The following is a 24,518-nucleotide window of genomic DNA, read 5'->3' as shown; positions in this document are numbered from 1 at the left end:
GCAAGCAATTAGTATCACCCCCTTAATTCTAGCAGTTATCCCATATCAGTAGTATAAACGGGCTTGGTATCATTCTATGAACGACAAAAATAATGACAATAGTGCTGACCTTGAAGAAAAATTGGCTAAAATTGCTAATACCAAGCCACGTAAGCACAAACGCAGCAATAATATCTACGAGCGCTTCATCAATCGTGTTGGCAGTACAGATGAATGTAGTCAGACTGAGGGTAAATCCGACCAATTAACGGCATGGGAAAAAACGCAAAAATCCTCTAGCTATGAGCCTTTAAGTGCAGAAGAGTTACAGTTATTTGCCAGCTCAGAGGCTGAGCAAGAGATAAATGTTGCAGCCTCAAATACCACAACTACAGATATCAGTTTTGATTTTAGTAACGAAGAGTATGTCTTTAACAATAACTCTCCGCTAGAACATAATCAGCAATCATCAAATACAGACTCGTTCAATAACTATCATAGCTATAATTTGAATGAAGATTTGAATGAAGACTTAAACCTCGAACTAGACAGTAATCATATTGAACATACTAATGAGGTAATTGACTTAACATCTACTGATGATACAAGTGCTAATCCAGCTCATGGCGATGACACAATCCTTGAAAATAAGGGCATCGAAAATACAGTCGCTCCCGTTATTGAAGCGATTACAAAACCGCAGGGTAAGCTGGCAAGCAATAAAAAGCCGCTCATTATTGGTGTCGCTCTCGGCACATTATTGGCCGCAATTATTGTGCTCACTTTGAATGCTAGCGGCATTTTATCTGCCTTGACAGAAACGCCTGCTACTGATGCCTCTAAAAATATGGCGAGCGATGTCGAGGACAAAATAAATAATGACATTAATAGCAATGCTCAATCAGCAGCTCAGGCTAAAACTACCTTAAACAAGGCCGCAGTGGTTGATGCTGAGCAATCAACAGCTAGCAATGGCAATCAAACCGCCGCACCGCAAACAAATGCCGCCGCTAATAAAAATAGCAGTACAGAGGAAGAGACAGAGCAGTCAATAGACGCATCTGCTGATGGCTCAAGTGGCGATCCAGCCATTACTTATGAGGACTTTAGGAAAGAGTCGCAACGTACATTATACCGTGAGGCCAATGATTGATAATTTTGAATCATTGGTTGGTTACTGTACTTACCCAAGATTTAGAATGTTCAAAACGCCCTAGCTTAAATAAAATTTTATCAGATATTAAAAAATAAACTTCCGTTTATATAAATTCAATATTTCGTACCGTTTGTCAGTCAGTTATAGCGCTCATACCAAAACAACTTGCATAGCATCAATACATTTGTATTATTGAATGTATTGATGCGGTTATATACCGTTGTTGACAAGGATTGACTTGGTATTGAGCTATGGAAAGTACAGACAAAAAACACGATTTTGATGACAGTTTTAATGAAGGTGTAGAGCTCAGCGAACACCCTGAACACCCTGATAGTGAGCTCAATATCAATACACGCTCGCGTAGTGTTTACGAACAATATTTGAAAAAAACCATGCAAGACATGGTACATGAACCAGAGTATTGCTCAGAAAACCCACCATCAAAAACAGCAGATTGTGATACTTATACTTATCATCCCAATATAACAGCTATAGAGGCCGAGTCTGAGCAAACAACGACTTTTCCACCAATTCTCAATAAAACTCAATCATCCGTAGCAAGCACTACAAAATCAAGTACTACAAAACAACCAATAGGCAAGTCTCACAGCAACGTTAAGCTGGTCATTTTGACGGCGGTATCCAGCGCGGTCATTATTGCTGTTACCGTTGTGATGCTTGATATGAATGGCAGCTTAGTGTCTGCCTTTGATCGTGTAACGTCACTCAGTAAACAAACATCAATGACGAGCGCCAATGCGCCAGTCGTTGAGGCTGAGCCAATGGTAAAGACTCAAGAAAATAAGCATGGCAATAAAAAAGAGATAGACAAACAAAGTATCAAACCGAATACAGCAGTAAAAAATGAATCTGCCAGCACTGAGCCAGCGATTACCTATGAGGACTTTAGGGAAGAGGCAAAAAATACCTTATACCGTGACAGTAAAGAGTAAATCCACTTTTCATACTTACCGTATAGATGCACTTCTATCTTAGTTTGGTATTTGAGTGATAAAGTATTGACTATCATTAGTATAAGAAAATCCCCTTCACCTCTTAGGTGTAAGGGGCTGCAGAGAGTGAGTTTTAATGACCTTTAGTGACGTTATTATTTTATATCAATGGACGCTAAACTAAAAAGGCGCAAAGTCTATCGTTAGGCCATATCAATTTCTATGGTTGTCAGGCTTGAATCTTCTGATAATTGGTAAGTTACCACCACATCATCTTCATCACGCTCTACCTGATAAGTCGCAAGCTTTACCTCTGTATCATCCAAGCATTGACCAGTCACAAGATCAAAGCGCTGCTTATAAATCGGCGAGGCGACATAAAGTATCGACTCTCTAATACCGTCGTCGCTCGTCAGCGTCGTACCGCCGATCAGTCCTCTAGATAGAACGTTTGCTCGACTAAAAGGGTCGTAGTTATCAATGGCGAATAACTTGCCTTCTTTGGTACGAAAAATGGCAATTTGCTTGCCGTCAATAAGCGCGCAAACGCCAGTCTCAGGGAGGATGTCTTGCAGTTTACAAACGGTATGCTGGGTCATGGGATTATCCTTAGCGTTTGACTATGAGTAAATAGAAATCAGACTCTAAACACAGCCAGTTCTAAAAAGTGCTAGCGCTGTGTTTAAAGAAGACAGTAGAGCGTTTAAGCCAATTCGGTCACTTGGATTTTGACTTTTTCAATATCCGTTGCGGGGCGAATCTGCGCGCGTTCATTGACAAAGACCACGTTATCATCTCCTTGTTCACTATTGACAAAATGACGGAAGCGTTTGAGCTTTTCGCTATCGGTAATGGTGGCTTGCCATTCGCAGACATAATTATCGACTAGCAGCTGCATTTGTGCTTCAAGCTCGTCCGCTATGCCTAAGCTGTCCTCAATAATGACCGCTTGTAGATACTCAAGTCCGCCTTCCAAACTTTCACGCCATTTTGAGGTGCGCTGCAGCTTATCGGCAGTTTTGATATAGAACATGATAATACGGTCGATATATTTGACTATCGTCTCGGTATCGAGGTCGGTGGCGAACAGCTCGCCATGGCGCGGGGTAATACCACCGTTACCGCAGACGAATAAGTTCCAGCCGTTTTCGGTGGCGATCATGCCAAAGTCTTTGCTTTGCGCCTCGGCACACTCGCGCATACAGCCTGACACACCCATTTTTATCTTGTGCGGCGAGCGCACGCCTTTGTAGCGATCCTCGAGCCTAATCGCCAGACCCATACTGTCATCCACCCCGTATCGGCACCAGTCATTACCGACACAAGACTTGACGGTACGTAGCGACTTACCATAGGCATGACCGGTCTCAAAGCCAGCGGCTACCAGTTGTGTCCAGATATCAGGCAACTGCTCCATACGCGCGCCAAATAAGTCCACGCGTTGACCGCCGGTGATTTTGGTATATAAGTTAAACTCTTTGGCGACTTGTCCGAGAATGATAAGCTTATCGGCGGTAATCTCGCCGCCCGGTACTCTTGGCACCACTGAATAGGTGCCGTCTTTTTGGATATTACCCAGATAATAGTCATTGCTGTCTTGTAGCGGGGTCAGCTCAGGTTTGAGTACGTAATCATTCCAGCATGACGACAAAATAGAGGCGACGGTTGGTTTGCAAATCTCGCAGCCATGACCACTGCCATGTTCGGTGAGTAGCGCATCAAAGGTTCGAATACCATGCACCCGAATTAAGCTATATAACTCCTGACGGGAGTAGGCAAAATGCTCGCACAAGTCGTTATTGACCTCAAAGCCTAAGGTAGTTAATTGGTAGCCTAAAGTGTCCTTAACCATGGGCGCACAGCCACCGCAGCCCGTGCCAGCATTAGTGACCGCTTTGACATCGCCAATCGAGTAGGCACCATTGTCGACTGCAGCGCAGATAGCGCCTTTGGTGACGTTATAACAAGAGCAAATCGTTGCCGTATCAGGCAGGTTTTCTATACCCATCGTCGGTTTTTCGACATTGGGTAGTATCAAACTCTCAGGATGAGCGGGCAAGTCGATATCATTGAGATACAGCTGCAATAGGTTATTATAATCCTCAGTATCACCAACCAATACCGCACCAAGCAGGCGTTTGTTATCAGCGGTCGTGACCAGCTTTTTGTAGATACCTGTCGCGGGGTTTTGATATAAATAGCTCAGACTATCTACAGCTTTTCCATGCGCATCGCCAATACTACCAACATCGACGCCCATGAGTTTGAGCTTGGTACTCATATCAGCGCCTATAAATACCTGCTCGCTATGACCTGCGATTTGCGCCGCGCAAATGCTCGCCATACTGTAGCCGGGCGCGACTAAGCCAAACACTTTATTGTCCCATACCGCGCATTCGCCAATGGCATAAACGTGCTCAGCATTGGTGCGACAGTGCTCATCAATTAAGATACCACCGCGTGCGCCCATCTCAATACCGCAATCAGGGTTGCTCTTTATAATATCGTCTTGCGGACGAATACCTGCGCTAAAGACAATCATATCGGTATCGAGCGAGGTATCATCGGTGAATTGCATGGTGAGATGACACGCATCAGCGCCGTCAGTATTTGGATTGGCTATTATCTCTTTGGTGTTTTTACCTGTCAAAACCGTGACACCGAGCGCTTCGATTTTACGTTTTAAAATATCACCACCAGCGGCATCAAGCTGAACACCCATCAGCTGCGGCGCAAATTCTACAACATACGTCTCTAGTCCTAAGGTAACCAAGGCTTTGGCTGCCTCTAAACCAAGTAGACCACCGCCCACAACCACGCCTTTTTTGACTGAGGGTTGCTCGGCGATGGCAAGGATGTCGTCCAAATCCGCAATAGTGCGATAAACGTGGCAGTGCGGATGATCGCGTCCTGTAATAGGCGGCACAAATGGGTAGGAGCCTGTGGCCAGTACCAGCTCGCTGTAGTCAATCTGCTCACCATCTTCTGTGGTAATAGATTGGGCGCTTGAGTCAATATTAACAATGCGTTGATTGAGATGCAGTTCGATATTTGATGACTTATAAGCGCTAAGATCAACTAAATTGAGCTTGCCAGCATCTTTGTGCTCAAAATAGCTGGATAGATAAACGCGGTCATAAGCAGGGCGATCCTCTTCAGCGAATACATGAATCTCAAAACGCTCATGTAGGCCTTGTTCTATGGCGCGTTCAACGAAATGGTGCCCGACCATACCGTTACCGATGACGACTAGCTTAGGCTTACTGGTTGTATTCATTGCTGTGTTACTCATACATTTATCCTCAATAAAGGGTTGTCTAAATATTGCGGTCTAACGGTTGTGACGAAGAGTAATATTTAGTGCCTACCTCCATTACTGATTCAATAACTGTGCCAAGCACCAAAGGTGCGCGCAGCTTCTTCCCTTTATGAGTCGCTAATAATGTGAGGATGAGTGCAGTGCACCTAGTCTGTTTATAAGTAATCAAAGCGCTAAAAGCCCTAAAAGAGATTGGGATAATAAAGAGTGGCTAAAAACGACTACGCTTTAAAAAGTGGCAACAGCGTTCAGTTATGCACCAAAATAGATGACGTGATGCACCATATTGATTACTAATGGCGCTATTAGTATTTTTTATTGATATAACCAAATCAAGACAGTTTTTATTATTAATGAAATATAGTTAATCTTTTCATTAAGGCTTGAATGTCTTTGATAGCAAGGCGTAGACCCTTTTATTGATAATTAGGATATATAACGATAATCACCACTAAGTCTTCTACTGGCACAGCCATTGCACCGCCCTAAGTGTTCTAACTGATAAGTTTTTTCACCATTACTTATTATGACAACTGTAAAGTTAGCCCCTTAAGGAACTCGTTTATGTCATCATCGCCAACCTCTAAATCTGCTGCGCCAACACAAGATAAGCTCAATATTTTCTCCTTTAAAGATAAAAATAAGATTCTACATTTAGGCTGGATCGCTTTTTTCTTAACCTTTTTTGTCTGGTTCAACCACGCGCCTTTTTTGTCTGCCATTGGTGAGACCTTGAATTTGAGCAAAGATCAAATCAAAACTTTGCTGATATTGAACGTCGCGCTCACCATACCTGCCCGCGTCATTATCGGTATGCTGACTGATCGCTTTGGGCCACGACTCATCTACACCGCCATTTTAGCTATTGGCGCGATTCCCTGTTTTACCTTTGCTTTTGCGCAAGATTACAACACCCTTGCCTTGTCTCGATTCTTGCTAGGCTTCGTTGGGGCAGGCTTTGTAGTGGGTATTCGCTTGATGAGCGATTGGTTCCCTGCCAGTGAGCTGGGGACGGCTGAAGGCATTTATGGCGGCTGGGGTAACTTTGGTTCCGCTGCGGCTGCATTGCTACTACCAACGGTTGCTATTGCTGCCGCTGCTATATTAGGCGGTGATGAAGGCTGGCGTTATGCGACGGCCACCTCGGGGGTGGTGATGATGCTGTATAGCGTGATTTTTTATAAGATGGTGCGTGATACGCCCAAGGGTGCCACCTATTTTAAACCCAAAAAATCTGGCGCGATGATGGTGACCTCAACCGGCGATTTTTGGCTGATGATGACCTTTAAGCTACCGATGTATTTGGCATTAGCACTCTTAGCGTGGAAGCTATCACCAGAGGGTGTCAGCTTACTCAGTCAGGCGACTGTGAACATAGTCTATATCGGTCTGACCCTGCTATTTATTTATGAGTTTGTCAGCAGTTACCGCTTTAATAAAGAGGTATTTACGACGCCGGTGCCAAAAGCGCAGCGTTATGATTTCAAGCAAGTGGGTATTTTAAACATTTTATACTTTGCCACCTTTGGCTCGGAGCTGGCGGTGGTGTCTATGTTGCCGCTGTTTTATCAAGAGACCTTTAATCTATCGATTGTCATGGCAGGGGTGCTCGCCTCAAGTTACGCCTTTATGAATCTGATGTCGCGTCCGGGCGGTGGCTGGCTAAGTGATAAGTTTGGGCGCAAGATTACCCTACTGATTTTGACCGCAGGACTAGCAGTCGGCTATGTACTGATGGGTATTGTCGACTCGACGTGGCCGATTGCACTGGCGCTACTCATCACCATGTTTTGCTCGTTCTTTGTACAAGCCGGCGAGGGCGCAGTCTTTGCGGTCATTCCGCTGATCAAGCGCAGTATGACCGGACAATTCGCGGGCATGACAGGGGCATATGGCAATGTCGGCTCAGTGGTTTATCTGACCGTACTCAGCCTCGTCTCCTACCAAGCGTTCTTCTTTGTCATTGCGGCAACCGCCGTGGTTGGATTCATAGCGCTATTCTTTTTAAAAGAACCTGAAGGCGTGATTGTTGAAGAAATGCCTGACGGTAGTTTTGCGCAGATTCAGGTAAGCTAACTATGCAAAAAGATACAACGCTAAACGCTCAAAGTATAGATACAACGAGCCATGACGGTGCGCATGAAGCACTGTGGTGGCTGGATTTTTATACGACAAAAGGACGCAGAGCTGAAAACCAAGACAGCTTGCTGGTGACCACTTGTCTGCCATATCGCAAGATAGCTGAGACTATTGGTATCAATAACCAGCATTATCACGCCCCTTTATTGGTATTGATAGCCGATGGCGTTAGCGCTTGTCAGTTTCCCAAACAGGCCAGTCGATTGGTGGTTAATACGGTGGCTCATCACCTGACTTTAGCGCTTGAAAACACGCTGCTTGATAAAACAGCATCGACAAGCTTTGATGATCATCAAATCGCTAGCCTAATTAAAATAGCGGTGAACAAAGCCAACGATGCGCTGTATTTCCCGCAGGTTTATCAGCGCGTACCGCCTTTGTTGTCCACTTTGTCAGGTCTGCTATGCATCGGCGATCGCATCCATTTATTCCATACGGGAGATTCGCGCATTTATCGTATCGATATCAATAGCTCGACAGTGCTGACCAAAGACCACCGTGTCCATCGTGGTCAAGATAAAGGGGCGCTGTCTGCGGCTATCGGCGCAGATATGTACATTGAGCTGCAGCAGTCGGTGTTTACCTTGCATCAAGAGGAATGTCTGGCACTAATGACCGATGGCGTCTATGAGTCTATTAACGCCGCAGAGCTTGAGTTTGAGCTGTGTACAGCAGCACGAGCGCTAGGTACATCAATGGAGACGTCAAAGCTGGCGAATGATATTTCTATCAGTCAAAACCTATGCGAGCAGGCGTTTAATGAGGGCAGTCATGACAATTTAACGATGATAATACTCGGTATAAAGACGCAATTACTCCATAAAAAAAAGACAGGCGACGGTGATCATACTAACGACAGTAGTGACAATGTAAATAATGACAATGGTAATAATGACCCGTTTGCCCTTCACGATATCTATCGTTATCAGTTATTAACGGGCTTAGACGTTGGCGCACGGATCGATGGCTTCACAGTCGTTGAGGTGATAGCGCGTACGGCTCGTAGCGAAGTGTATTTAGTCGAGGACGAGTATAAACGGACATTCGTTATCAAGTCCCCAAGCCTAAATACTGTAGCAGATGGCAATTATCTACGCGAGTTTTTAAAGGAGCGCAGCATAGGGCTTAGCCTATCCAAACATAAGCGAGCAGGCGAGAGCGCTTATAATCAAGCTGACCCTAATACCTTTACAGACACGCATAGCGCATCAAATTACAAAGCCGGTTTAAGCAAAAACCTAGCACATAGTGTGTCAGGCTTGCTTCGCTATTATCCTGTGCCTGCCAGCAGTCACTATCTGTATCACTTGACTGAATACATTGAAGGCGAGAGTCTAAGAGCTTTTATTGATCGTCACGCACCGTGTGATGTGTGGCAAACTTATGATTTACTCACCAAGATCGGTATGGCAGTGCGAGTGATGCATCGGCACTACCTGTTGCATCAAGATATCAAACCTGAAAACATCCTAATAAGCGCTGATGGTGCGATCAAACTGATTGATTTTGGTTCGGCAAGCTCCTCAATACTCAAAGACAGCACCAGACCTCCCAACGGCGATCTACATTACGCTGCACCAGAATATTACAGCGATGCACCAAAAGGAGTGCACTCTGATCTATTCTCTATAGCGGTGATTGGTTACGAGCTGCTAACTGGCACTCGTCCTTTTAGCTCGCAAGCACTCATGAATGCGACTCAAACCAACCAGACCTTAATCCTGCCGACCGAACGTTTACGCAAGTACCGTGTACCCGCTGCTAGCCAGCAAGCGTTATTGCGTGCGCTGCATCCTAATACCCAAGCTCGCTACCAAGCGATTGGCGAATTCCTACAGGATTTTAACCCTGATAATGCTAGCAATACTAGTGAGCCTGAACCGCTTATTGTCCGCCGTCCACTACTGGTATGGCATAGCATTTGCTTTATTGAGTTTGTACTCATTTTATCGCTGTTGGCTTATTTCACATAAGGTGAGCTTTAACCAAAAATGATATGACACGCTATATATTTACTACTGTACATTGCAGCTAAGGAATACTCTTATGATGTCGTCATTGGTATCAAATGATCAAGCACCACTTACAACTAAGAACTGCCAGAAGTCCAAAACCACACTACATGCTAGTGCTGACAGTACAGGCATCGTCATCATTGGTGCGGGTATGGCAGGCAGCCGTTTTGCTATTGAGCTGGCGCGCGCCCGGCTGCAAACGGCGTCGGAAAATTCAAGCTCTTTACCGATAACGCTTATCAGCAAAGAGCAACACGTAGGCTACAATCGTATTATGCTGTCCCCTGTACTAGCAGGCGATACCGTGTTTGAGGATACTTATCTTTACGACCAAGCAGAGTATGAGCAGCTTGGTATCACTGTGCTTGCAGGTGTCAGCGTCGATGCGATTGATAGCGCTCAGCAGTTAATAGAATTGGATAATGGGCAGACGCTAACTTATGCCAAGCTAGTACTAGCAACAGGTTCGAGCGCGCGTGTTATTCCTTTTCCCAATCATGATGCTATAGGCGTTCACGTCTTTCGTGAGGTCGCCGATGTTAAGGCGCTCAGCCAGTATGCGCGTCAAGCTAAGATAGGGATCGTCATTGGTGGCGGAGTCTTAGGGCTGGAGGCGGCTTGTGCATTAACCGCACAGGGGGCGTCGATGACCGTTGTACACATGGATGACTATGTACTTAACCGTCAACTTGATTTGCCTGCTGCTACCTTATTGCAAGCAGAACTGGTCTCTCGCGGTATCAGGCTAGAAGTCTCGGCTATTACCGAACGTATAGTGACGACAGCCAGCAAGGTCTGCGGGTTATTGCTACAAGACGGGCGCACCTTGCCTGCTGACTTTATCGTAATGGCAGTAGGCGTCGTGCCAAATGTAGCACTGGCAAAGGGCAGTGATCTTGAGGTCAATCGCGGCATTATCGTTGATAATTATATGCGCACTAGTTGCCCCAATGTTTATGCTATTGGCGAATGTGTGGAGCTGGACGGTGAGCTGTTTGGGATGGTCGCGCCCGTCAATCAGCAAGTCGATACTTTGGTTTCTGTATTAAAGGGCGCTTTATTAAAAGATACTGTATTAGAAAAAACCCTATCAAAAAATACTGTGCTTAAGGACTCTGTGTTAAAAGACGAAGGGATAGTAGTTAACAGCTCAGAGCCCAAAAAAAACTGGCAGCCCTTTATTAGCAAACCTTTATCATTAAAACTAAAGGTATCTGGTATCAGTGCTTTTTCAGCAGGACAAGTTGATTTTGATGAAAGTGATGCCTTAAATATAGAAACCATCACCTATCAGCAAACCAGCATCAACCACTATCACCGCCTCTACTTGCGAGACAACAAGCTCGTCGGCGCGGTACTCTACGGTGAGGTAAATGAAGGCGGTTTTTACAGTGAACTGGTTAACAGTAGCACTGATATTACAGCGATAAGAGAGCATTTAATCTATGGTGCGGCCTACTGTGATTTGAATACCCTAAATTCAAGCAATATAGCAAAGGATGCAGTAGAGGAAGTCTTATGAATGACAACCTCAGCGAAAAGACTCTAAAGGTTTCTAAAAATACCCAAAACATGACAAGCCAAGTCATTGCGACGCAAGATATAAGTGCAACCACAAACCCTACTCAAATAACGCCACTAGGCGCTTTAAACAACCATTCGGTAACGACCATTCGTACCACTTGTCCTTATTGCGGCGTCGGCTGCGGGGTTTTAGCTCAGGTTGATACAGCTGGCACTATCAGTGTAACAGGCGACCCTGAGCATCCTGCCAATTTTGGCAAACTGTGCTCAAAGGGCAGTGCGCTGGCACAAACGCTGGGAGTTGAGCGCCGATTGACTGAGCCTTATTATCAAAACAAGCTGATGTCTATGCAACGACAACAGGCTATACCAATAGCGCCATTAGATATAGCTTCTAGTAATAAAGCTATAAACGCATCTGCGACAAAAGCGCTCATAGAAAATACGGATTGGGACACGGTATTAGAAGATATTGCTCATCGCCTAAATGACACCATTGCCAAGCATGGTCGCGACAGCATTATGTTCTATGTCTCAGGGCAGCTATTGACTGAAGATTATTATGTCGCCAATAAATTTATCAAGGGCTTTATCGGTAATAACAATATCGATTCTAACTCCCGTCTATGTATGTCATCAGCGGTGGCAGGACACAAACGTGCGTTTGGCGCTGATATCGTCCCCAGTAACTACGAGGATTTGGAAGCTTGCGATTTATTGGTGCTAGTCGGCTCCAATATGGCTTGGTGTCACCCTATATTGTTCGGGCGTTTCCTTACTGCCAAAAAAGCGGATGCTCATAAAAAACTTATAGTCATTGACCCGCGCCGTACTGACTCTTGCGAGTTTGCAGATTTACATTTGCCTATCGCTGCGGGCACCGATACGCATTTATACAATGGACTACTGCATTATCTTAGCGAGCAAGAATGCGCAGATGAGGCTTATCTTGAGTATGCGAGCGGTGTTGATGACGCTTTGAGTGCGGCTAAAACATGGAGCATTGAGAAAGTGGCAAGCGCTTGCCAAGTCAGTATCCAAAGTATTCGCCAGTTCTATCAGCTAGTCGCTAGCCATGATAAGACAGTGACCGCGTTTAGTATGGGCGTCAACCAGTCCAAAAGCGGCACTGACAAGGTCAATGCCATTATCAATACCCATCTACTGACAGGGCGGGTCGGCAAAGTAGGGGCTAGTCCGTTTTCACTTACTGGTCAGCCAAACGCCATGGGCGGGCGTGAGGTCGGTGCGCTATCCAATCTATTAGCCGCGCATCTAGAGTTGAATAACAGCGTACATCGGCAATGGGTAGCTGACTTTTGGCAAACGCCGCAGCCTATAGCACCAACAGCGGGTATCCAAGCTTGCGATGCTGAAGAGGCGATTTTGGATGGACGTATCAAAGCCATTTGGATTATGGCGACCAATCCTGTGGTGAGCTTACCTGAAGCCGACAGATTTCGCCAAGCGCTCGCTCACTGCGATTTGGTTATTGTGTCTGATTGCTCGGTAGACAGTGATACGGTGCACTGCGCGGATATTGTCTTGCCAGCGCAAGGTTGGGGTGAGAAATCAGGTACAGTGAGCAACTCTGAGCGGCGTATCTCACGCCAACGCACCTTGATGCCTGCGCTCGGTCTTGCCAAGCCCGACTGGTGGATACTCTCGAAAGTCGCTACGCGTATGGGGCTGGCAGGCTTTAATTATCAGCATCCTAGCGAGATATTCAATGAGCATATAGCCCTGACTGCCTTTAAGAATGATTTTAGCCAGCCTGCATCTTCAACCAATCAACCGCGCTATCTGAATGTAGCAAAAGATTTGTCAGTGATGCATGTTAGCTCAAAGCTAGATAGTCATCATAAGAGCCAAAAGACCATCTTACCTTTCTTAAGTCATGACGACTATGAAACCATGACGCCCTTTCAATGGGGCGGTGCGCGCATCGTGCCCCTGCAAGCCAACCTTATCGCTATCACGCCAGCCGCCAAGGCCAGCTTGCCCAATCTGCATCAGTATCGCTCAAAATCAAAAGTGAATAATAAGAAAAGCGATAACAGGAGCGCTACTTCTGAGTCTGATAGTGATAAATTACTGACGGTACCTCTACGACTAATTACCGGCAGACTACGCGATCAGTGGCATACCATGACGCGTACGGGACTGGCGTCGCAGCTCAATCAGCATGAGTCAGTACCGACGCTAACCCTGCATCCCGATGATGCCAAAAAACTCAGTATCGATAAGGATGATTATGTGCAGTTGCATCCTCGCTATGAAAGTAGGGAAAAAGATAGTGAGTCGATTGATGCAAATGAGCATGCTAAGGTACTGGCACAAGTCGCCATCAGCGATAGTATGCGCATCGGTGATGGCTTTATGCCGATGCACTGGAGCGATGCTTTTGCTAGCTTTGCCCGCGTAGGTACGCTCATTCCAACCGTAGTCGATCCGCATTCAGGGCAGCCTGAGCTTAAAAACTCAGCCATTTTTATCAGTCGCGTACCGATGCAGACGCTTGGCAAGATTTTGGTGCATCCTAATCTCCAAGACGCCATGCTGGTGCACTTGCAGGCTATAAACAGTCGTCTTGCGCAACAACAGCGAGCCCAATTATCAGAGCAAGCATCGTTTTCAAATTTAAATACAGAGAATGATTCGTCCTATTTAGTATTGCCAGCGCTGACATGGAGTATCAGTCGGCAAGTAAATAGTGTCTTAATTACTTTAGCTAGTCCAATTAATAACGTTGTCGAACAATTACTCGACCCTAACTTTTGGCAACAGTTTATCGACACCTATCAACATGATCTAACAGATAAATTGTTGCTTAATAGCGCTTTTACCCTTAATCAATTGGCAGGACAACTGCGCTTTATCTCAACGCAATCGGATACGAATGGTGTAGAGATAGATGGTCACGCATCAGATATTACAAGCGCTACGAAAGATAACGTCCAACTACTGCTCGCGGTTTACTTCGCTCCAGAAGTGACTCAACTACCGAGCAGTCATTGGCTCGATAGCTGCTTTGCCAGTACCGAGGCGATACCCGTTGATCAGCGCTATAAGTGGCTGCTCGCAGGTCGTCCAGCCACAGGTTATATCGACCCAGGTCCATTGGTATGCTCGTGTATGGCAGTCGGAGAAAACATCATTATTAATGCAATTACCAATGAGCAGTGTCGTAGCGCGCAAGCGGTTGGCAACGCTTGCCGAGCGGGTACCAACTGTGGCTCATGTATCGGTCAGATTAATGAATTGATCGCACAGTACGCGCATAGTACGCGCCACTTATGCAAACTTAGAGAGGCAAATGGCACATCACTTGCAACTGATAAGTACTACTAATGGTAAGTCAGTTACCGTTTAAAAGGACTGTTATCAGGGCAACCAAGTCATTCAAGTTATTTGTTCGTCAAGTATTCACTTTGCTGTATTCATACTGTTATTAGGAGCTATCGCCATGAGTCATTCATCTGTATTTGTTCCAAACCTTGCAACCCATAATTTGGCGAATCAAAATTGTGCTCAAAATGCTAATTCATTAAATAGACAAGACTCTGTATGTACAGGCGTAGTCTATTTAGTTGGCGCAGGCTCGGGTGATCCTGAGCTATTAACGCTAAAAGCCTTGCGTGTGATGCAGCGGGCAGACGTCGTGCTCTATGATAGTTTAGTCTCGGAGGATATTTTAGATATGTGCGCGCCGAGCGCCGAAAAGATATTCGTCGGTAAACGCAGATCCAATCATGCCTTACCGCAAGAAGGCATCAACGAGCTACTCGTTAAGCATGCGCTGGCAGGCAAAACAGTCGTCAGACTCAAAGGCGGCGACCCTTTTATCTTTGGGCGCGGCGGTGAGGAGCTCCAAGAAGTCGTGCGCCACGGCATTCGCTTTGAGTCTATCCCCGGCATCACGGCCGCCAGTGCCGCTGCGAGCCGAGCAGGTATCCCATTGACCCATCGCGATCATGCGCAGTCTGTCAAGTTTGTCACTGCTTGCAAAAAGGCAGGCGCGCCTAACAACGACTATCATGAGCATCTAGATAGCACGCAAACGGTGGTGTTTTATATGGGTTTGCATCGGTTAGATGAGATGACTCAGGGATTGATGGCTGCAGGTCGCGACAGCGAGACGCCTTTTGCTATTATTAGCCATGCCAGCTTACCCACGCAGCAGTTACTTATCGGCACGCTTGGCAATATTTCTAGTCAGCAAGCGAGCGCGAATTTGCCAACCCCTGCGCTTTTAATTATGGGCGATGTGGTGACCTTATATCATGAGTTTGCCGCCTACAATCTTGGCGCTTTGGGTAAAAGTGTATTTGCTAACATTGAAAACACTGTAACGACTAAAATTACGGAGGTAACTTAATCAGCTGTCCTGCACGAAAACAGTGCGTAGACAAAAGATAATAATAGTATCGGCATTCATGATTTTTTATTAATAGTGGCTTAAGTTTTAGCAGCTTTTCTTCCCAGTCCCATCTTCACATTTGCCAATATCAGTCCGGATAAAATGAGCGTCATCGCCAGCATTTTCCACCACGTTACTATCTCTCCTGTGAACAGCACTGAAGTTGCCATACCGAATACAGGCACCAGTAGGGCAAAGGGCATAACCTTAGAGGCTATATTTTGCGCCAGTAGATGCGCCCATAGTCCAAAGCCAATCAGGGTTGAGATATAGACAATAAACCCAAGCGATAGCCAAGACTTAATCGATGCCTGCGTAAATGTCGCAAGCTGCCATGCTTCGGTCTCGAATAGTAGAGATGATAACGTCAAAATCACACAAGCGATCAGACCGCCCCATACTACCAGTGCTAGCGCAGACAGTGCCGATGTCTTATTTGAAGCTTTATTATTGCTATTAATAGGCGAGGTAGTAGAGGTGTTACTAATGCTTTGCTGCGTTGAGGCTTGTTTTGAAGCAATATTGCCAAAGCTCCAACCTATGGCCGCAATCAAGATACAGATAAAACCAATCAAAGGCATATCACCGCCGAGATTGAGTGCAATGACACCCAGTCCTAGCACACCGACCACCATACCGATGATTTGCATGCGACTCACCGCTTCACCCAGTATGACAAAAGCCAGTAATACGGTGATAAAAATCTGAACCTGTAGCAATAACGCCGTCAATCCTGCCGATGCACCCAAATGCATGGCGGTGAATACAAAGGCATATTGCATGACAAAGGTACCGATGGCATAAATAAATAGCGTACGGTTGAACTTAGGTGGCTTGAGGAACAAAACCAACGGCACGGCAGTAAAGAAAAAGCGTAGGGCAGTGAGCATTAGTGGTGGAAAGCTTTCAAGCGCCCATGCAATAAAGGTAAAATTCACACCCCATATAAAGGTAACCAATACGGCTAAGGCAATGTGGATTGGGGTCATCAGATTATCCTAAATAATGATTATTAATTGACATTAAATTGTTGAGTTTGGGCGTGATGGAATTGACCAGTACAAATACAGCCTATGCCGTTATGCTGCCGTCAAAGTTTACAGTTAAACACACTAATCCTTGTTTAGACTCTAAATCGCAATCAATCGATTATACTCAAACTAGGGCGTGTCCTTATTTTAAAAATGGTGATAAAAATGAGGTAAATTGCAGTCAAACAAGGAAAATAGTGCAGATAATATCGAGATATTACCTAGCTATTTGACGATGTTTGGCAAGATTTAACCATTTTTATCACCATTTAGATTGCTATCGGTTGAACTGAGGACACGCCCTAGAGCGACTTAAGAGCTTATCACTTCCCTTAATAGTCAATAAAAAAGCAGACATCATAATCGATATCTGCTTTTTTGTATTTCAAAGTCGCTTTTTAAGTCATTATTTTTAAGCAATGATCAGTCCTGAGGTTTGATTAAGTACTTCTCACCAGTGGCTTGTTTACCATAAGCGGCGATTGACTGTAACTGCAACGCTTCTTGTAGCGTGACTTCATGCGTATAGCTGCTGGCAAATGTGGTGGTAATTTCCTCTGCCACACGCTTGCGCATCGACATAACCGTTTCAGTGCCCAGTTTGGCGAGCGCATTGAATAATAGGAATCCATTAACACCCCACGCAAAGCCAAAGTTACGATTTAGGGTAATAGGACCACGGTTTAATGCCCCATAAATATACGCTTGTTTAAAAGTGGTAGAACCGTAAACGTTGTATTCTTCTACATCAGCAGTGATAGCGGCTTCCATACAGTTCAGAATATCGCTGGATAATTGACCGCCGCCGATAGGGTCGAATGAAATCGTGGCACCTGTTTCGACAATCGCTGCGGTTAAGTCCGCAATGAATGTATCACTGCTTGAGTTGACCACATATTTTGCACCCATATCACGTAACAGTTTTTCTTGCTCTTCCTTACGTACGATATTGATCAAATCAATACCATCAGCCATACAAATGCGGTTAAGCATTTGTCCAAGGCTAGATGCCGCTGCTGCATGAATGATGGCTTTGTGACCCTCAGCACGCATGGTTTCGACCATTGCCAGTGCGGTAAGTGGGTTCACAAAAGACGAAGCGCCTTCTTTAGCAGTCGTGCCTTCTTTTAATTCCAAGCAGCTTTTTACATTGACACAGTGATATTGACGATATGTACCGCCGCCAATCACAGCAACCATTTTGCCCATTAGTGCTTGTGCGGCTGGCGATGAACCCGCTGCGACCACCGTGCCAGCGCCTTCGTTACCCACAGGTGTGTCTTTATTCACACGTGTTTTCAGTGCTGGCATGAACTTTGCGGGAACATCAGCGGTAACGATAGGGTTTTGCTCAGTACCTGATTGTACGGCGGTTGACATGTCAGCCGCGCTAAACATCACCCCAAAGTCAGAGGGGTTTAATGGTGCCGCTTCAATACGAACGACGACTTCATCGGCACCAGGCTGCGGCATCTCAACATTTTGTAAAGATAGCGTTAATTTATTGTCGTCACTGATGGTTGAAACCAGTTGGATATTTTTATCAGTCATAATTTTTGCTCCTGCAAATGATGCGTGGCATCACTGCTTTGATTGATATGGGCTGTATTTTAGTCTTAATTGTATTCTCAGCTACATTATTTAGATTGGGCAGCTTGTATTTGAGCTTTCACGTGTTGCATAAATTTGGGCATATTTGCTAAGCGATCTGCCTCTACTTTTTGGGCAATGTCAGATTGACTCATCTTATCATTCCATTCTTTCATGCCGGGTATCTCTGCCAGCACATCCCAGTCAAGTTGGGTTGCGGCAAAGGCATTGACGATTGTGTTTACATAATGAACATAAATATCAGCCATCGTGAACTGTTCACCTGCAATCCAAGGTGAAAATTGACATAGACGATTTAAGGCAGTTATGCCTCGAGTTAATACTTGGCGTACTTCTTCTTTGACAGCGTCAGGGGCGTTGGTGCCTGAAAATACATAAGGAATCAGGCGGCGGCTTGGCAGTTCAAAATAGAGCTCCGATATTTTCATGATTTGACGGACAGCTGCACGCTCTGTCGCAGATTCAGGATAGAGCGGTATAGCAGGGTAGGTCTCTTCAATAAAATCACAAATAACACTCGATTCTGAAAGAGTAACGCCCTCATCTGTTGTGATAGCAGATACTTTGCCCACTGGGCTGACGCGTAGTAACTCATCGCTACCAGCGAATATAAGGTTTTCTTGGAATGGCAGTTCTTTATACAAAAGAGCATATTTGACTATATTGTAATAGTTGCTCGCAGCAAAACCGTGCAAAGTAAGCATAAATTATTATTCCGTTATTAACGTGAAGGTTGCTTTTAGTTGTAGTGCTCAAGCTAAACATATTATTCCTGTTTTTTAATAGGGTGATATATAGCGTAAAATGTGAATCACTATTGCTTTTAAGACAATAATAGAGTCAAAACATTCAAATATTGATGTTTATATGATAATAATTGAATATTTATTGAATGGAGACAAGGATTCGATCAACTGCGTGCGATACGATATTTTAGTAAAGTCGTCGAAACAGGTAGCTTTACTAAAGCGGCAAAGGTGTTCGATGTACCGCCATCCTCATTATCAAGACGCGTGTCGGATTTGGAAAAGAGTTTGGGTGCGACACTATTAAAGCGTTCGACTCGTTAAACTGACCGAAGTGGGTCAAGTTTATTATAACGATGTGCAGCACATATTGAATCAACTAGAGCAAAGCAAAGAGACCGTTCGTAGCTATCAGACAACGCCAATGGGGCGTTTACGCATCAGCGCAATGGTGGGTTTTGGCGAGAAGATATTGCTGCCTGTGTTGGATGATTTTAGTGCGTTATATCCTCAAATTGTGCTCGATGTCAGTTTAAGTGATGAGCGATCAACACTTGGACGCGATGATGTCGATATTGCGATTCGCGGTGGTTATGCACCAAATGAGCGGGTAATTGCAAAACGTCTTATGGATAACAGTTTTATTCCAGTCGCGTCACCACATTATTTGGAAGTACATGGCGTACCGAATCATGCACTAGAATTAAGAGAACATAAGGGTCTTTATTTTAAGACGCCATTAGGAATGACGCCATGGTTATGTCTTATGGATGATCAGTGGCATGATGTCTCAGGACCAGTGGTAGCAATTTCAAACAATGGCCCATGGCTGGCAAAAAAAGCCTGCGCGGGCGACGGTATTCTAATGTCAACGCGATGGGCGTTGGCTGAATATCTTGAATCGGGCGCATTACAAGAGCTTAAGTTTGAACATCCATTAGCAATCACTCAGAATTCTGAGATGGCCGTTTATTTGTTATATAGTCACTGCACTACAAAAGAGTTATGATTTGGATGAATATCATAAAACAATTTAGATAAGTCATTTTCCATCCAGCCTTGGCGTAAAAACTTCACTTGAGCCCATTTTTTCTCGATGGGATTTAAGTCAGGACTATAAGGTGGTAAGAATAGAAGCCTGTGACCATGCCTGTTAAGCAACTTTTGAACGCGCTTATGAAAGGTCGCATTATCCATAACGATGACACATTTTTTCTTAAGCTTTGGTATCAGCGTGAACTTGCACCAGTGATAGAAAACCTCTTTATTGATGTTGGTCTTTAAGCAATCGAGTGCAAACAGCATTTTGCCATATAGCGCACCAATCACGTTGGTTCGCTCTTTGGCTTGCCAGTTGTAACTGCCAATGCAGGGGCTACCAATGGGTGCATAACCACAAGGACGCATCGTTTCACTCTCAAAGCTACTCTCATCCATGTAGACAATAGCAAACCCTTGAGCGATGTAGTGGTTAAGTTTTTTAGGTAGTGAGCCCTCTTTAGTGGACAAGCTTTGGGGTGCTCAAGTGTCTTTTTTTTTGCTAATACCAATACGTTTTAAGGCTTTGCTGATGCCTGTTGGGCTACAATTAAAACGCTGTGCTCGCTCATAGTGATAATCGTCAGGGTGGTCTTTGACATCTTGAGCTAGGGCTCCATCCTCTATTTTGTAGGGCTTAATATATCGGGTGGTTTTACTATGAAGACGCTTTTTCCACTTCTGGATAGTCGTTGGACTGATATCATAGAAAACAGCAGCTTCGGCAAAGGTCATGCCCTCATCTAAGCTTTTTAAAACTTGTTTGCGAAAATCTAGGGAGTAAGTCATGGTTATTTATTGTGGTAGTCGTTTAGTTGATTTATTTTATAACATTTTTGTGGTCAGGTGACTATAGTGTGTTAAAAAGCATGCTAAGAAAATAGATGAAGGATGAAAACTGTGCTCGAATAAGACCACGGTGTACTTTGTCAAACACAGTTCGCAAAGCATGTGCTCAAGTTATACAAACTATTAAGACTGCTAACTGAGCCAACAGACTATCTATAGTATTAATTATTCAGTCTTACCCAGACAATCTTAATCCATAAATAAGGATGTATTATGAGTAAGTCTGATCAAAATCCTAATACTGCTGTCAATAAGCATAATACCCCTTCGATTCGTGATCCACTTGAAGAAAAAATCACCCCCGGCAACAGAGTTTGATGATCTTGCAGTAAATGAGTTCGCCGGATATCAGTTGCGCATTGATGATGGATTGGTCGAACGACCAAGCGAATACTCCCTGGATGAGTTACGGGCGATGCTGCAGCAGGAGCAAATTACAACCCATTTCATTTCTGCATTCAAGGTTGGAGCGATGTCGCTAAGTGGACTGGCATGCCAATGCGCCATATACTCGACTTGGTTCGTCCGATGCCGAAGGCGCGCTACGCCGTCTTCTACTCTCTCACTGAGGGCGCTCATGGCGGCGTCTACTACGACTGCCACAAAATGGAGAATATGCAGCACGAACTGACTATTCTGGCCCTCGATATGAATGACGATCCACTCAGTGTTCTACATGGCGCGCCACTACGACTGCGGTGTGAAAACGAGCTTGGTTTCAAGATGGTTAAGTGGATTACTGCAATTTAATTTGTCCATGATTTTTCCCATCTCGGCTCAAGTCAAGGTGGTTACAATGAGGACCATGAATTTTATGGCTACAAGATGCCGATTCGATGACGGAAGCGCTCAATGAAGCAGTTATTCCAGCCTTGTATTAGTCAACTATATTTCAATAAATGTCTTTTATAAGTTGTCTAATCTATAGTTGATGAACAGAAGTCTTAGGTGGTTTAGTGTGAATTGTAATCGGTTTAAATATGGTAGTTTAAATGCTTTCTTAAAAAATAAAACATAAATAGCAATCATGTTTAGTGAGTTACAGAACTCACATCAAACAGCACACTCCAGTCACTAGATTTTTACTGTGGCTATGGCACACTTCTTATTAAATTCAATGGCTTAGTATTAGACTTTTTTAGGTCCATATTAAAAATATATTAGAAACCGCAAAGGCTTTTGATACGCAAATTATTTCGAATGTATGGCATATTTGTCTGAAACATGACGCTACATTAAAAAGGAAGAAACGTGACTTCAGGACGAAGCCCCAGCATAAATAGGGAACCTATCTATATCTCGCCAGAAAAATTTGCTGACCATTTATTCCATCAGCAAGAGTACTGTTTGTTTCTAGATATAGATGGCACGTTAGCCGATTTCACACTTAATCCTAAAAACAGCTTCATCCCAAATGCAACCTTAATACTTTTACAAAAGATACAAAACCATGGCGTAAAAATTGCTGCCGTGACAGGACGCAGTTTGGCTGAAGCAAAGCAAATGCTGTTTCCTTTAACATTACCAATCGCAGCAACTCATGGATTAGAAATAGCGTTTGATGATGATAGTATTAGTAACGATGAAAATATCGTATCTATTGATACCATCGAGCTTGCGACAATAAGGCAGGCTATCATTCAATCTTGTAGACCCTACAATAATCTTATCATAGAAAAAAAGCCCTATTCCGTTGCGCTCCATTTCCGAAAAAATCATGCTTTGGCCGATGTGGCTTATACCATCATGACAGAAACCTTAAAAACTCATAATAATTGGTCATTGAAATCCGGTAAATATGTATGGGAAGTAGTGCCGAAAGGAGTGAGTAAAGGCACAGCCATTCTAACCTTATTAGAAAAAATACAGAGCCCTAAGCCTCTTTTTCCTATTTTTATTGGTGATGATATTACTGATGAAGCAGGATTTGTGGCTGTACAAGGTGACAGTAAATTGCTAGAAGACGACTCACAGTTAATAAAAGGGATGGGGATTAAGGTCGGTTGTGAGCCTACTCATGCCAATTACTACGTCCATGACACTCATGAGGTGACTGTTTTACTAGATAGCCTTTTAAGCCTTTGCCAACAACATAATGAGTTAGTAAAAGAAACCGTGAGAGTGAGAGGGAGACACGTGGTATGAGCCGCTTAATCGTCTTGTCTAATCGGGTCAAAATGCCTGATAACAACCCAATGGCAGGTGGACTTGCAATAGCACTGCAAGACGTATTAAACGGAAAATCAGTCGTTTGGATGGGCTGGAATGGTGAAATTGTCGAGCGCTATAATGATGATTATACTAATGAATTTAGTAGTATCAAACAAACTGCTTTATCAGGCGCTGATGCGCCGTGTGCCAATATATTCATCACTTATATGACCACTGCACTTACCACTGAGCAGTATCAGCAGTTTTACTGCGGCTTTGCCAACAATGTACTGTGGCCATTATTGCACGAGAGAACTGATTTAATTAGTCAAGCGCCAGAGGATTACGCAGGCTATCAAACGGTAAATCGCCTTTTTGCCAAACAATTAAAGAAGATTATTGAGCCTGATGATGTGATTTGGGTGCATGATTATCATTTTTTAAGTGTGGCATATCATTGTAGGCAGCTGGGTATTTGCAATCGTATCGGCTTTTTTTTCCACATCCCCTTTGTCTCATTACCTTTCTGGCAATCACTTGATAAAAGCAGTGAGCTCATTAGGCATCTTGCTCATTATGACGTGCTTGGTACACAAACTCAGCAAGGGAGAGCCAACTGCTTTGCTGTATGCAATTATTATTTAAAAGATTTGCTAATAAACGTCTTACATGCCCCGCAAGGTTTTAGTACCTCTACTCAGTCAAAAAATACGCAGGTTATGCTTAACTTAGGTCTAAATTATCCTCACTATTTGCGGATTGATGCCTATCCAATCGGCATAAATGTGACAAGAATACAGCAGCAAATTAGCCATTTATCCTTGCAATATGCTAAAGCCAATCAGAATATAAACACTATAAAATCTGCTGCCCAAAAAATTATTGCGGTGGACAGAATCGATTACTCAAAAGGGTTGTTAAAGCGTTTTTCGGCATACCGCGATTTTTTACAGCAAAATCCTTTATATCAGAATCAGCTGACGTTAGTACAAATTGCCTGTCCTAGTCGCCTAAATGTGCCTACTTATCAGCGTCTCTATGACGATGTGAAAACTGCTGTTAATGATATAAATCAACAGTTCTCACTCAGCAAGTGTAGAAATGATATTTCTGAAAATGAGAATACTATGGGTAGTTGGCAAGCGATCAACTATTGTGAGAGTGTCATAAGCCACGAGACGTTAATGACCATATTTTGGCAAAGTGATATCGGCTGGGTCAATTCGCTTAAAGATGGTATGAATCTGGTTGCCAAAGAATATATTGCCGCACAAAACCCTGACAATCCTGGCGTGTTATTGCTCTCACGTTATGCAGGAGCGGCCGAGCAAATGCAAGCCGCGATTATTATCGATCCACATAAGCCAAAAAGTATGACAGAGGGTTTAGGCATTGCTTTGACGATGCCGTTAGATGAGCGGCAGTCGCGCTATCAATCGCTGCTACAGGGACTACAACAAGATGACTTACAGGTTTGGCAGCAGAATTTTTTAAATGATTTGTATGATGTCAAAAAGCATCAAACGGATCGCTTGAACCCTATCTCAGTTCCAATATCTGACTCATAAGGATAATTAGGAGGCC

19 protein-coding genes are annotated in these 24,518 nt (G+C 44.2%); 12 read left to right on the top strand and 7 right to left on the bottom strand.

Annotated features, from left to right (window positions below):
- The first annotated feature begins 76 nt into the window (after positions 1-76).
- Positions 77-1,132, top strand: a complete 1,056-nt coding sequence (locus AAEY79_RS09410) for a hypothetical protein (RefSeq protein WP_025652717.1) — start codon at positions 77-79, stop codon at positions 1,130-1,132.
- Positions 1,133-1,386: 254 nt separating this feature from the next.
- Positions 1,387-2,091 (top strand): hypothetical protein, encoded by a 705-nt coding sequence (locus AAEY79_RS09405; RefSeq protein ID WP_201577198.1) that lies wholly within the window; start codon positions 1,387-1,389, stop codon positions 2,089-2,091.
- 203 nt (positions 2,092-2,294) lie between these two features.
- Here the strand turns inward: AAEY79_RS09405 and nirD are convergent, their stop codons facing one another.
- Positions 2,295-2,690, bottom strand: a complete 396-nt coding sequence (gene nirD / locus AAEY79_RS09400; protein ID WP_025652719.1) for a nitrite reductase small subunit NirD — start codon at positions 2,688-2,690, stop codon at positions 2,295-2,297.
- Between the two features lie 104 nt (positions 2,691-2,794).
- A complete protein-coding gene (nirB, locus tag AAEY79_RS09395; RefSeq protein ID WP_025652720.1) occupies positions 2,795-5,383 on the bottom strand; it encodes a nitrite reductase large subunit NirB in 2,589 nt (862 codons plus the stop codon).
- Between the two features lie 591 nt (positions 5,384-5,974).
- Here nirB and AAEY79_RS09390 point away from each other — a divergent pair.
- The 5 genes from AAEY79_RS09390 (at position 5,975) to cobA (ending at position 15,466) form a co-directional block, all read left to right on the top strand.
- Positions 5,975-7,486 (top strand): NarK family nitrate/nitrite MFS transporter, encoded by a 1,512-nt coding sequence (locus tag AAEY79_RS09390; protein WP_025652721.1) that lies wholly within the window; start codon positions 5,975-5,977, stop codon positions 7,484-7,486.
- A 2-nt stretch (positions 7,487-7,488) separates the two neighbouring features.
- Positions 7,489-9,522: a bifunctional protein-serine/threonine kinase/phosphatase gene (locus AAEY79_RS09385; protein WP_025652722.1), complete on the top strand. Its 2,034-nt coding sequence runs from the start codon at positions 7,489-7,491 to the stop codon at positions 9,520-9,522.
- 73 nt (positions 9,523-9,595) lie between these two features.
- Entirely contained in the window at positions 9,596-11,086 is a 1,491-nt protein-coding gene (locus AAEY79_RS09380; RefSeq protein WP_025652723.1) for an NAD(P)/FAD-dependent oxidoreductase, read from the top strand.
- Positions 11,083-14,439 carry a molybdopterin-dependent oxidoreductase gene (locus AAEY79_RS09375; protein WP_350587989.1) on the top strand — a complete coding sequence of 1,119 codons (3,357 nt, stop codon included), beginning with the start codon at positions 11,083-11,085 and terminating at the stop codon, positions 14,437-14,439. Before AAEY79_RS09380 ends, AAEY79_RS09375 begins: the two co-directional genes overlap by 4 nt.
- Before the next feature lie 115 nt (positions 14,440-14,554).
- Positions 14,555-15,466, top strand: a complete 912-nt coding sequence (cobA, locus tag AAEY79_RS09370) for a uroporphyrinogen-III C-methyltransferase (RefSeq protein WP_025652725.1) — start codon at positions 14,555-14,557, stop codon at positions 15,464-15,466.
- A gap of 80 nt (positions 15,467-15,546) precedes the next feature.
- Here the strand turns inward: cobA and AAEY79_RS09365 are convergent, their stop codons facing one another.
- The 3 genes from AAEY79_RS09365 to AAEY79_RS09355 form a co-directional block, all read right to left on the bottom strand.
- On the bottom strand, positions 15,547-16,497 hold the full coding sequence (locus tag AAEY79_RS09365; protein WP_025652726.1) for an EamA family transporter: 951 nt from the start codon (positions 16,495-16,497) through the stop codon (positions 15,547-15,549).
- 465 nt (positions 16,498-16,962) lie between these two features.
- The gene (locus tag AAEY79_RS09360) at positions 16,963-18,090 is read right to left on the bottom strand and encodes a zinc-binding dehydrogenase (RefSeq protein WP_025652727.1); all 1,128 of its coding nucleotides are present in this window, start codon (positions 18,088-18,090) and stop codon (positions 16,963-16,965) included.
- Between the two features lie 86 nt (positions 18,091-18,176).
- Complete coding sequence (locus AAEY79_RS09355; RefSeq protein ID WP_025652728.1) at positions 18,177-18,854, bottom strand: glutathione S-transferase family protein; 678 nt, start codon at positions 18,852-18,854, stop codon at positions 18,177-18,179.
- Positions 18,855-19,031: 177 nt separating this feature from the next.
- Between AAEY79_RS09355 and AAEY79_RS09350 the strand changes: the two genes are divergently transcribed.
- Both AAEY79_RS09350 and AAEY79_RS09345 read left to right on the top strand, forming a co-directional pair.
- A complete protein-coding gene (locus AAEY79_RS09350; RefSeq protein ID WP_198015451.1) occupies positions 19,032-19,220 on the top strand; it encodes a LysR family transcriptional regulator in 189 nt (62 codons plus the stop codon).
- Between the two features lie 46 nt (positions 19,221-19,266).
- On the top strand, positions 19,267-19,905 hold the full coding sequence (locus tag AAEY79_RS09345) for a substrate binding domain-containing protein (protein ID WP_350587992.1): 639 nt from the start codon (positions 19,267-19,269) through the stop codon (positions 19,903-19,905).
- Here the strand turns inward: AAEY79_RS09345 and AAEY79_RS09340 are convergent.
- Complete coding sequence (locus tag AAEY79_RS09340; RefSeq protein ID WP_201583697.1) at positions 19,881-20,405, bottom strand: transposase; 525 nt, start codon at positions 20,403-20,405, stop codon at positions 19,881-19,883. The two genes, AAEY79_RS09345 and AAEY79_RS09340, sit on opposite strands and share 25 nt — an antisense overlap.
- A gap of 12 nt (positions 20,406-20,417) precedes the next feature.
- Positions 20,418-20,723 carry an IS630 transposase-related protein gene (locus AAEY79_RS09335; protein ID WP_350587993.1) on the bottom strand — a complete coding sequence of 102 codons (306 nt, stop codon included), beginning with the start codon at positions 20,721-20,723 and terminating at the stop codon, positions 20,418-20,420.
- 516 nt (positions 20,724-21,239) lie between these two features.
- On the opposite strand from AAEY79_RS09335, the gene AAEY79_RS09330 reads away from it, so the two are divergent.
- The 3 genes from AAEY79_RS09330 to AAEY79_RS09320 all read left to right on the top strand — a co-directional run bounded on the left by AAEY79_RS09330 (position 21,240) and on the right by AAEY79_RS09320 (position 24,502).
- Positions 21,240-21,533, top strand: a complete 294-nt coding sequence (locus AAEY79_RS09330) for a molybdopterin-dependent oxidoreductase (RefSeq protein ID WP_264673011.1) — start codon at positions 21,240-21,242, stop codon at positions 21,531-21,533.
- A 501-nt stretch (positions 21,534-22,034) separates the two neighbouring features.
- Positions 22,035-22,928 carry a trehalose-phosphatase gene (gene otsB, locus AAEY79_RS09325; protein WP_201578501.1) on the top strand — a complete coding sequence of 298 codons (894 nt, stop codon included), beginning with the start codon at positions 22,035-22,037 and terminating at the stop codon, positions 22,926-22,928.
- Complete coding sequence (locus AAEY79_RS09320; protein WP_350587994.1) at positions 22,925-24,502, top strand: trehalose-6-phosphate synthase; 1,578 nt, start codon at positions 22,925-22,927, stop codon at positions 24,500-24,502. Before otsB ends, AAEY79_RS09320 begins: the two co-directional genes overlap by 4 nt.
- Positions 24,503-24,518: the final 16 nt, after the last annotated feature.

The organism is Psychrobacter sp. GW64-MNA-CIBAN-0177, from assembly GCF_040309585.1.
In the GTDB taxonomy this organism is placed as follows: domain Bacteria; phylum Pseudomonadota; class Gammaproteobacteria; order Pseudomonadales; family Moraxellaceae; genus Psychrobacter; species Psychrobacter okhotskensis.
The sequence above is the reverse complement of the archived record's forward strand: the minus strand, read 5'-3'. Positions and strand labels throughout refer to the sequence as shown.

Excerpts from the sequence above, each read along its gene's own strand:
- AAEY79_RS09410 (WP_025652717.1), top strand. The coding sequence starts at position 77 with ATGAACGACAAAAATAATGACAATAGTGCTGACCTTGAAGAAAAATTG.
- AAEY79_RS09405 (WP_201577198.1), top strand. The coding sequence starts at position 1,387 with ATGGAAAGTACAGACAAAAAACACGATTTTGATGACAGTTTTAATGAA.
- nirD (WP_025652719.1), bottom strand. The coding sequence starts at position 2,690 with ATGACCCAGCATACCGTTTGTAAACTGCAAGACATCCTCCCTGAGACT.
- nirB (WP_025652720.1), bottom strand. The coding sequence starts at position 5,383 with ATGAGTAACACAGCAATGAATACAACCAGTAAGCCTAAGCTAGTCGTC.
- AAEY79_RS09390 (WP_025652721.1), top strand. The coding sequence starts at position 5,975 with ATGTCATCATCGCCAACCTCTAAATCTGCTGCGCCAACACAAGATAAG.
- AAEY79_RS09385 (WP_025652722.1), top strand. The coding sequence starts at position 7,489 with ATGCAAAAAGATACAACGCTAAACGCTCAAAGTATAGATACAACGAGC.
- AAEY79_RS09380 (WP_025652723.1), top strand. The coding sequence starts at position 9,596 with ATGATGTCGTCATTGGTATCAAATGATCAAGCACCACTTACAACTAAG.
- AAEY79_RS09375 (WP_350587989.1), top strand. The coding sequence starts at position 11,083 with ATGAATGACAACCTCAGCGAAAAGACTCTAAAGGTTTCTAAAAATACC.
- cobA (WP_025652725.1), top strand. The coding sequence starts at position 14,555 with ATGAGTCATTCATCTGTATTTGTTCCAAACCTTGCAACCCATAATTTG.
- AAEY79_RS09365 (WP_025652726.1), bottom strand. The coding sequence starts at position 16,497 with ATGACCCCAATCCACATTGCCTTAGCCGTATTGGTTACCTTTATATGG.
- AAEY79_RS09360 (WP_025652727.1), bottom strand. The coding sequence starts at position 18,090 with ATGACTGATAAAAATATCCAACTGGTTTCAACCATCAGTGACGACAAT.
- AAEY79_RS09355 (WP_025652728.1), bottom strand. The coding sequence starts at position 18,854 with ATGCTTACTTTGCACGGTTTTGCTGCGAGCAACTATTACAATATAGTC.
- AAEY79_RS09335 (WP_350587993.1), bottom strand. The coding sequence starts at position 20,723 with ATGACTTACTCCCTAGATTTTCGCAAACAAGTTTTAAAAAGCTTAGAT.
- AAEY79_RS09320 (WP_350587994.1), top strand. The coding sequence starts at position 22,925 with ATGAGCCGCTTAATCGTCTTGTCTAATCGGGTCAAAATGCCTGATAAC.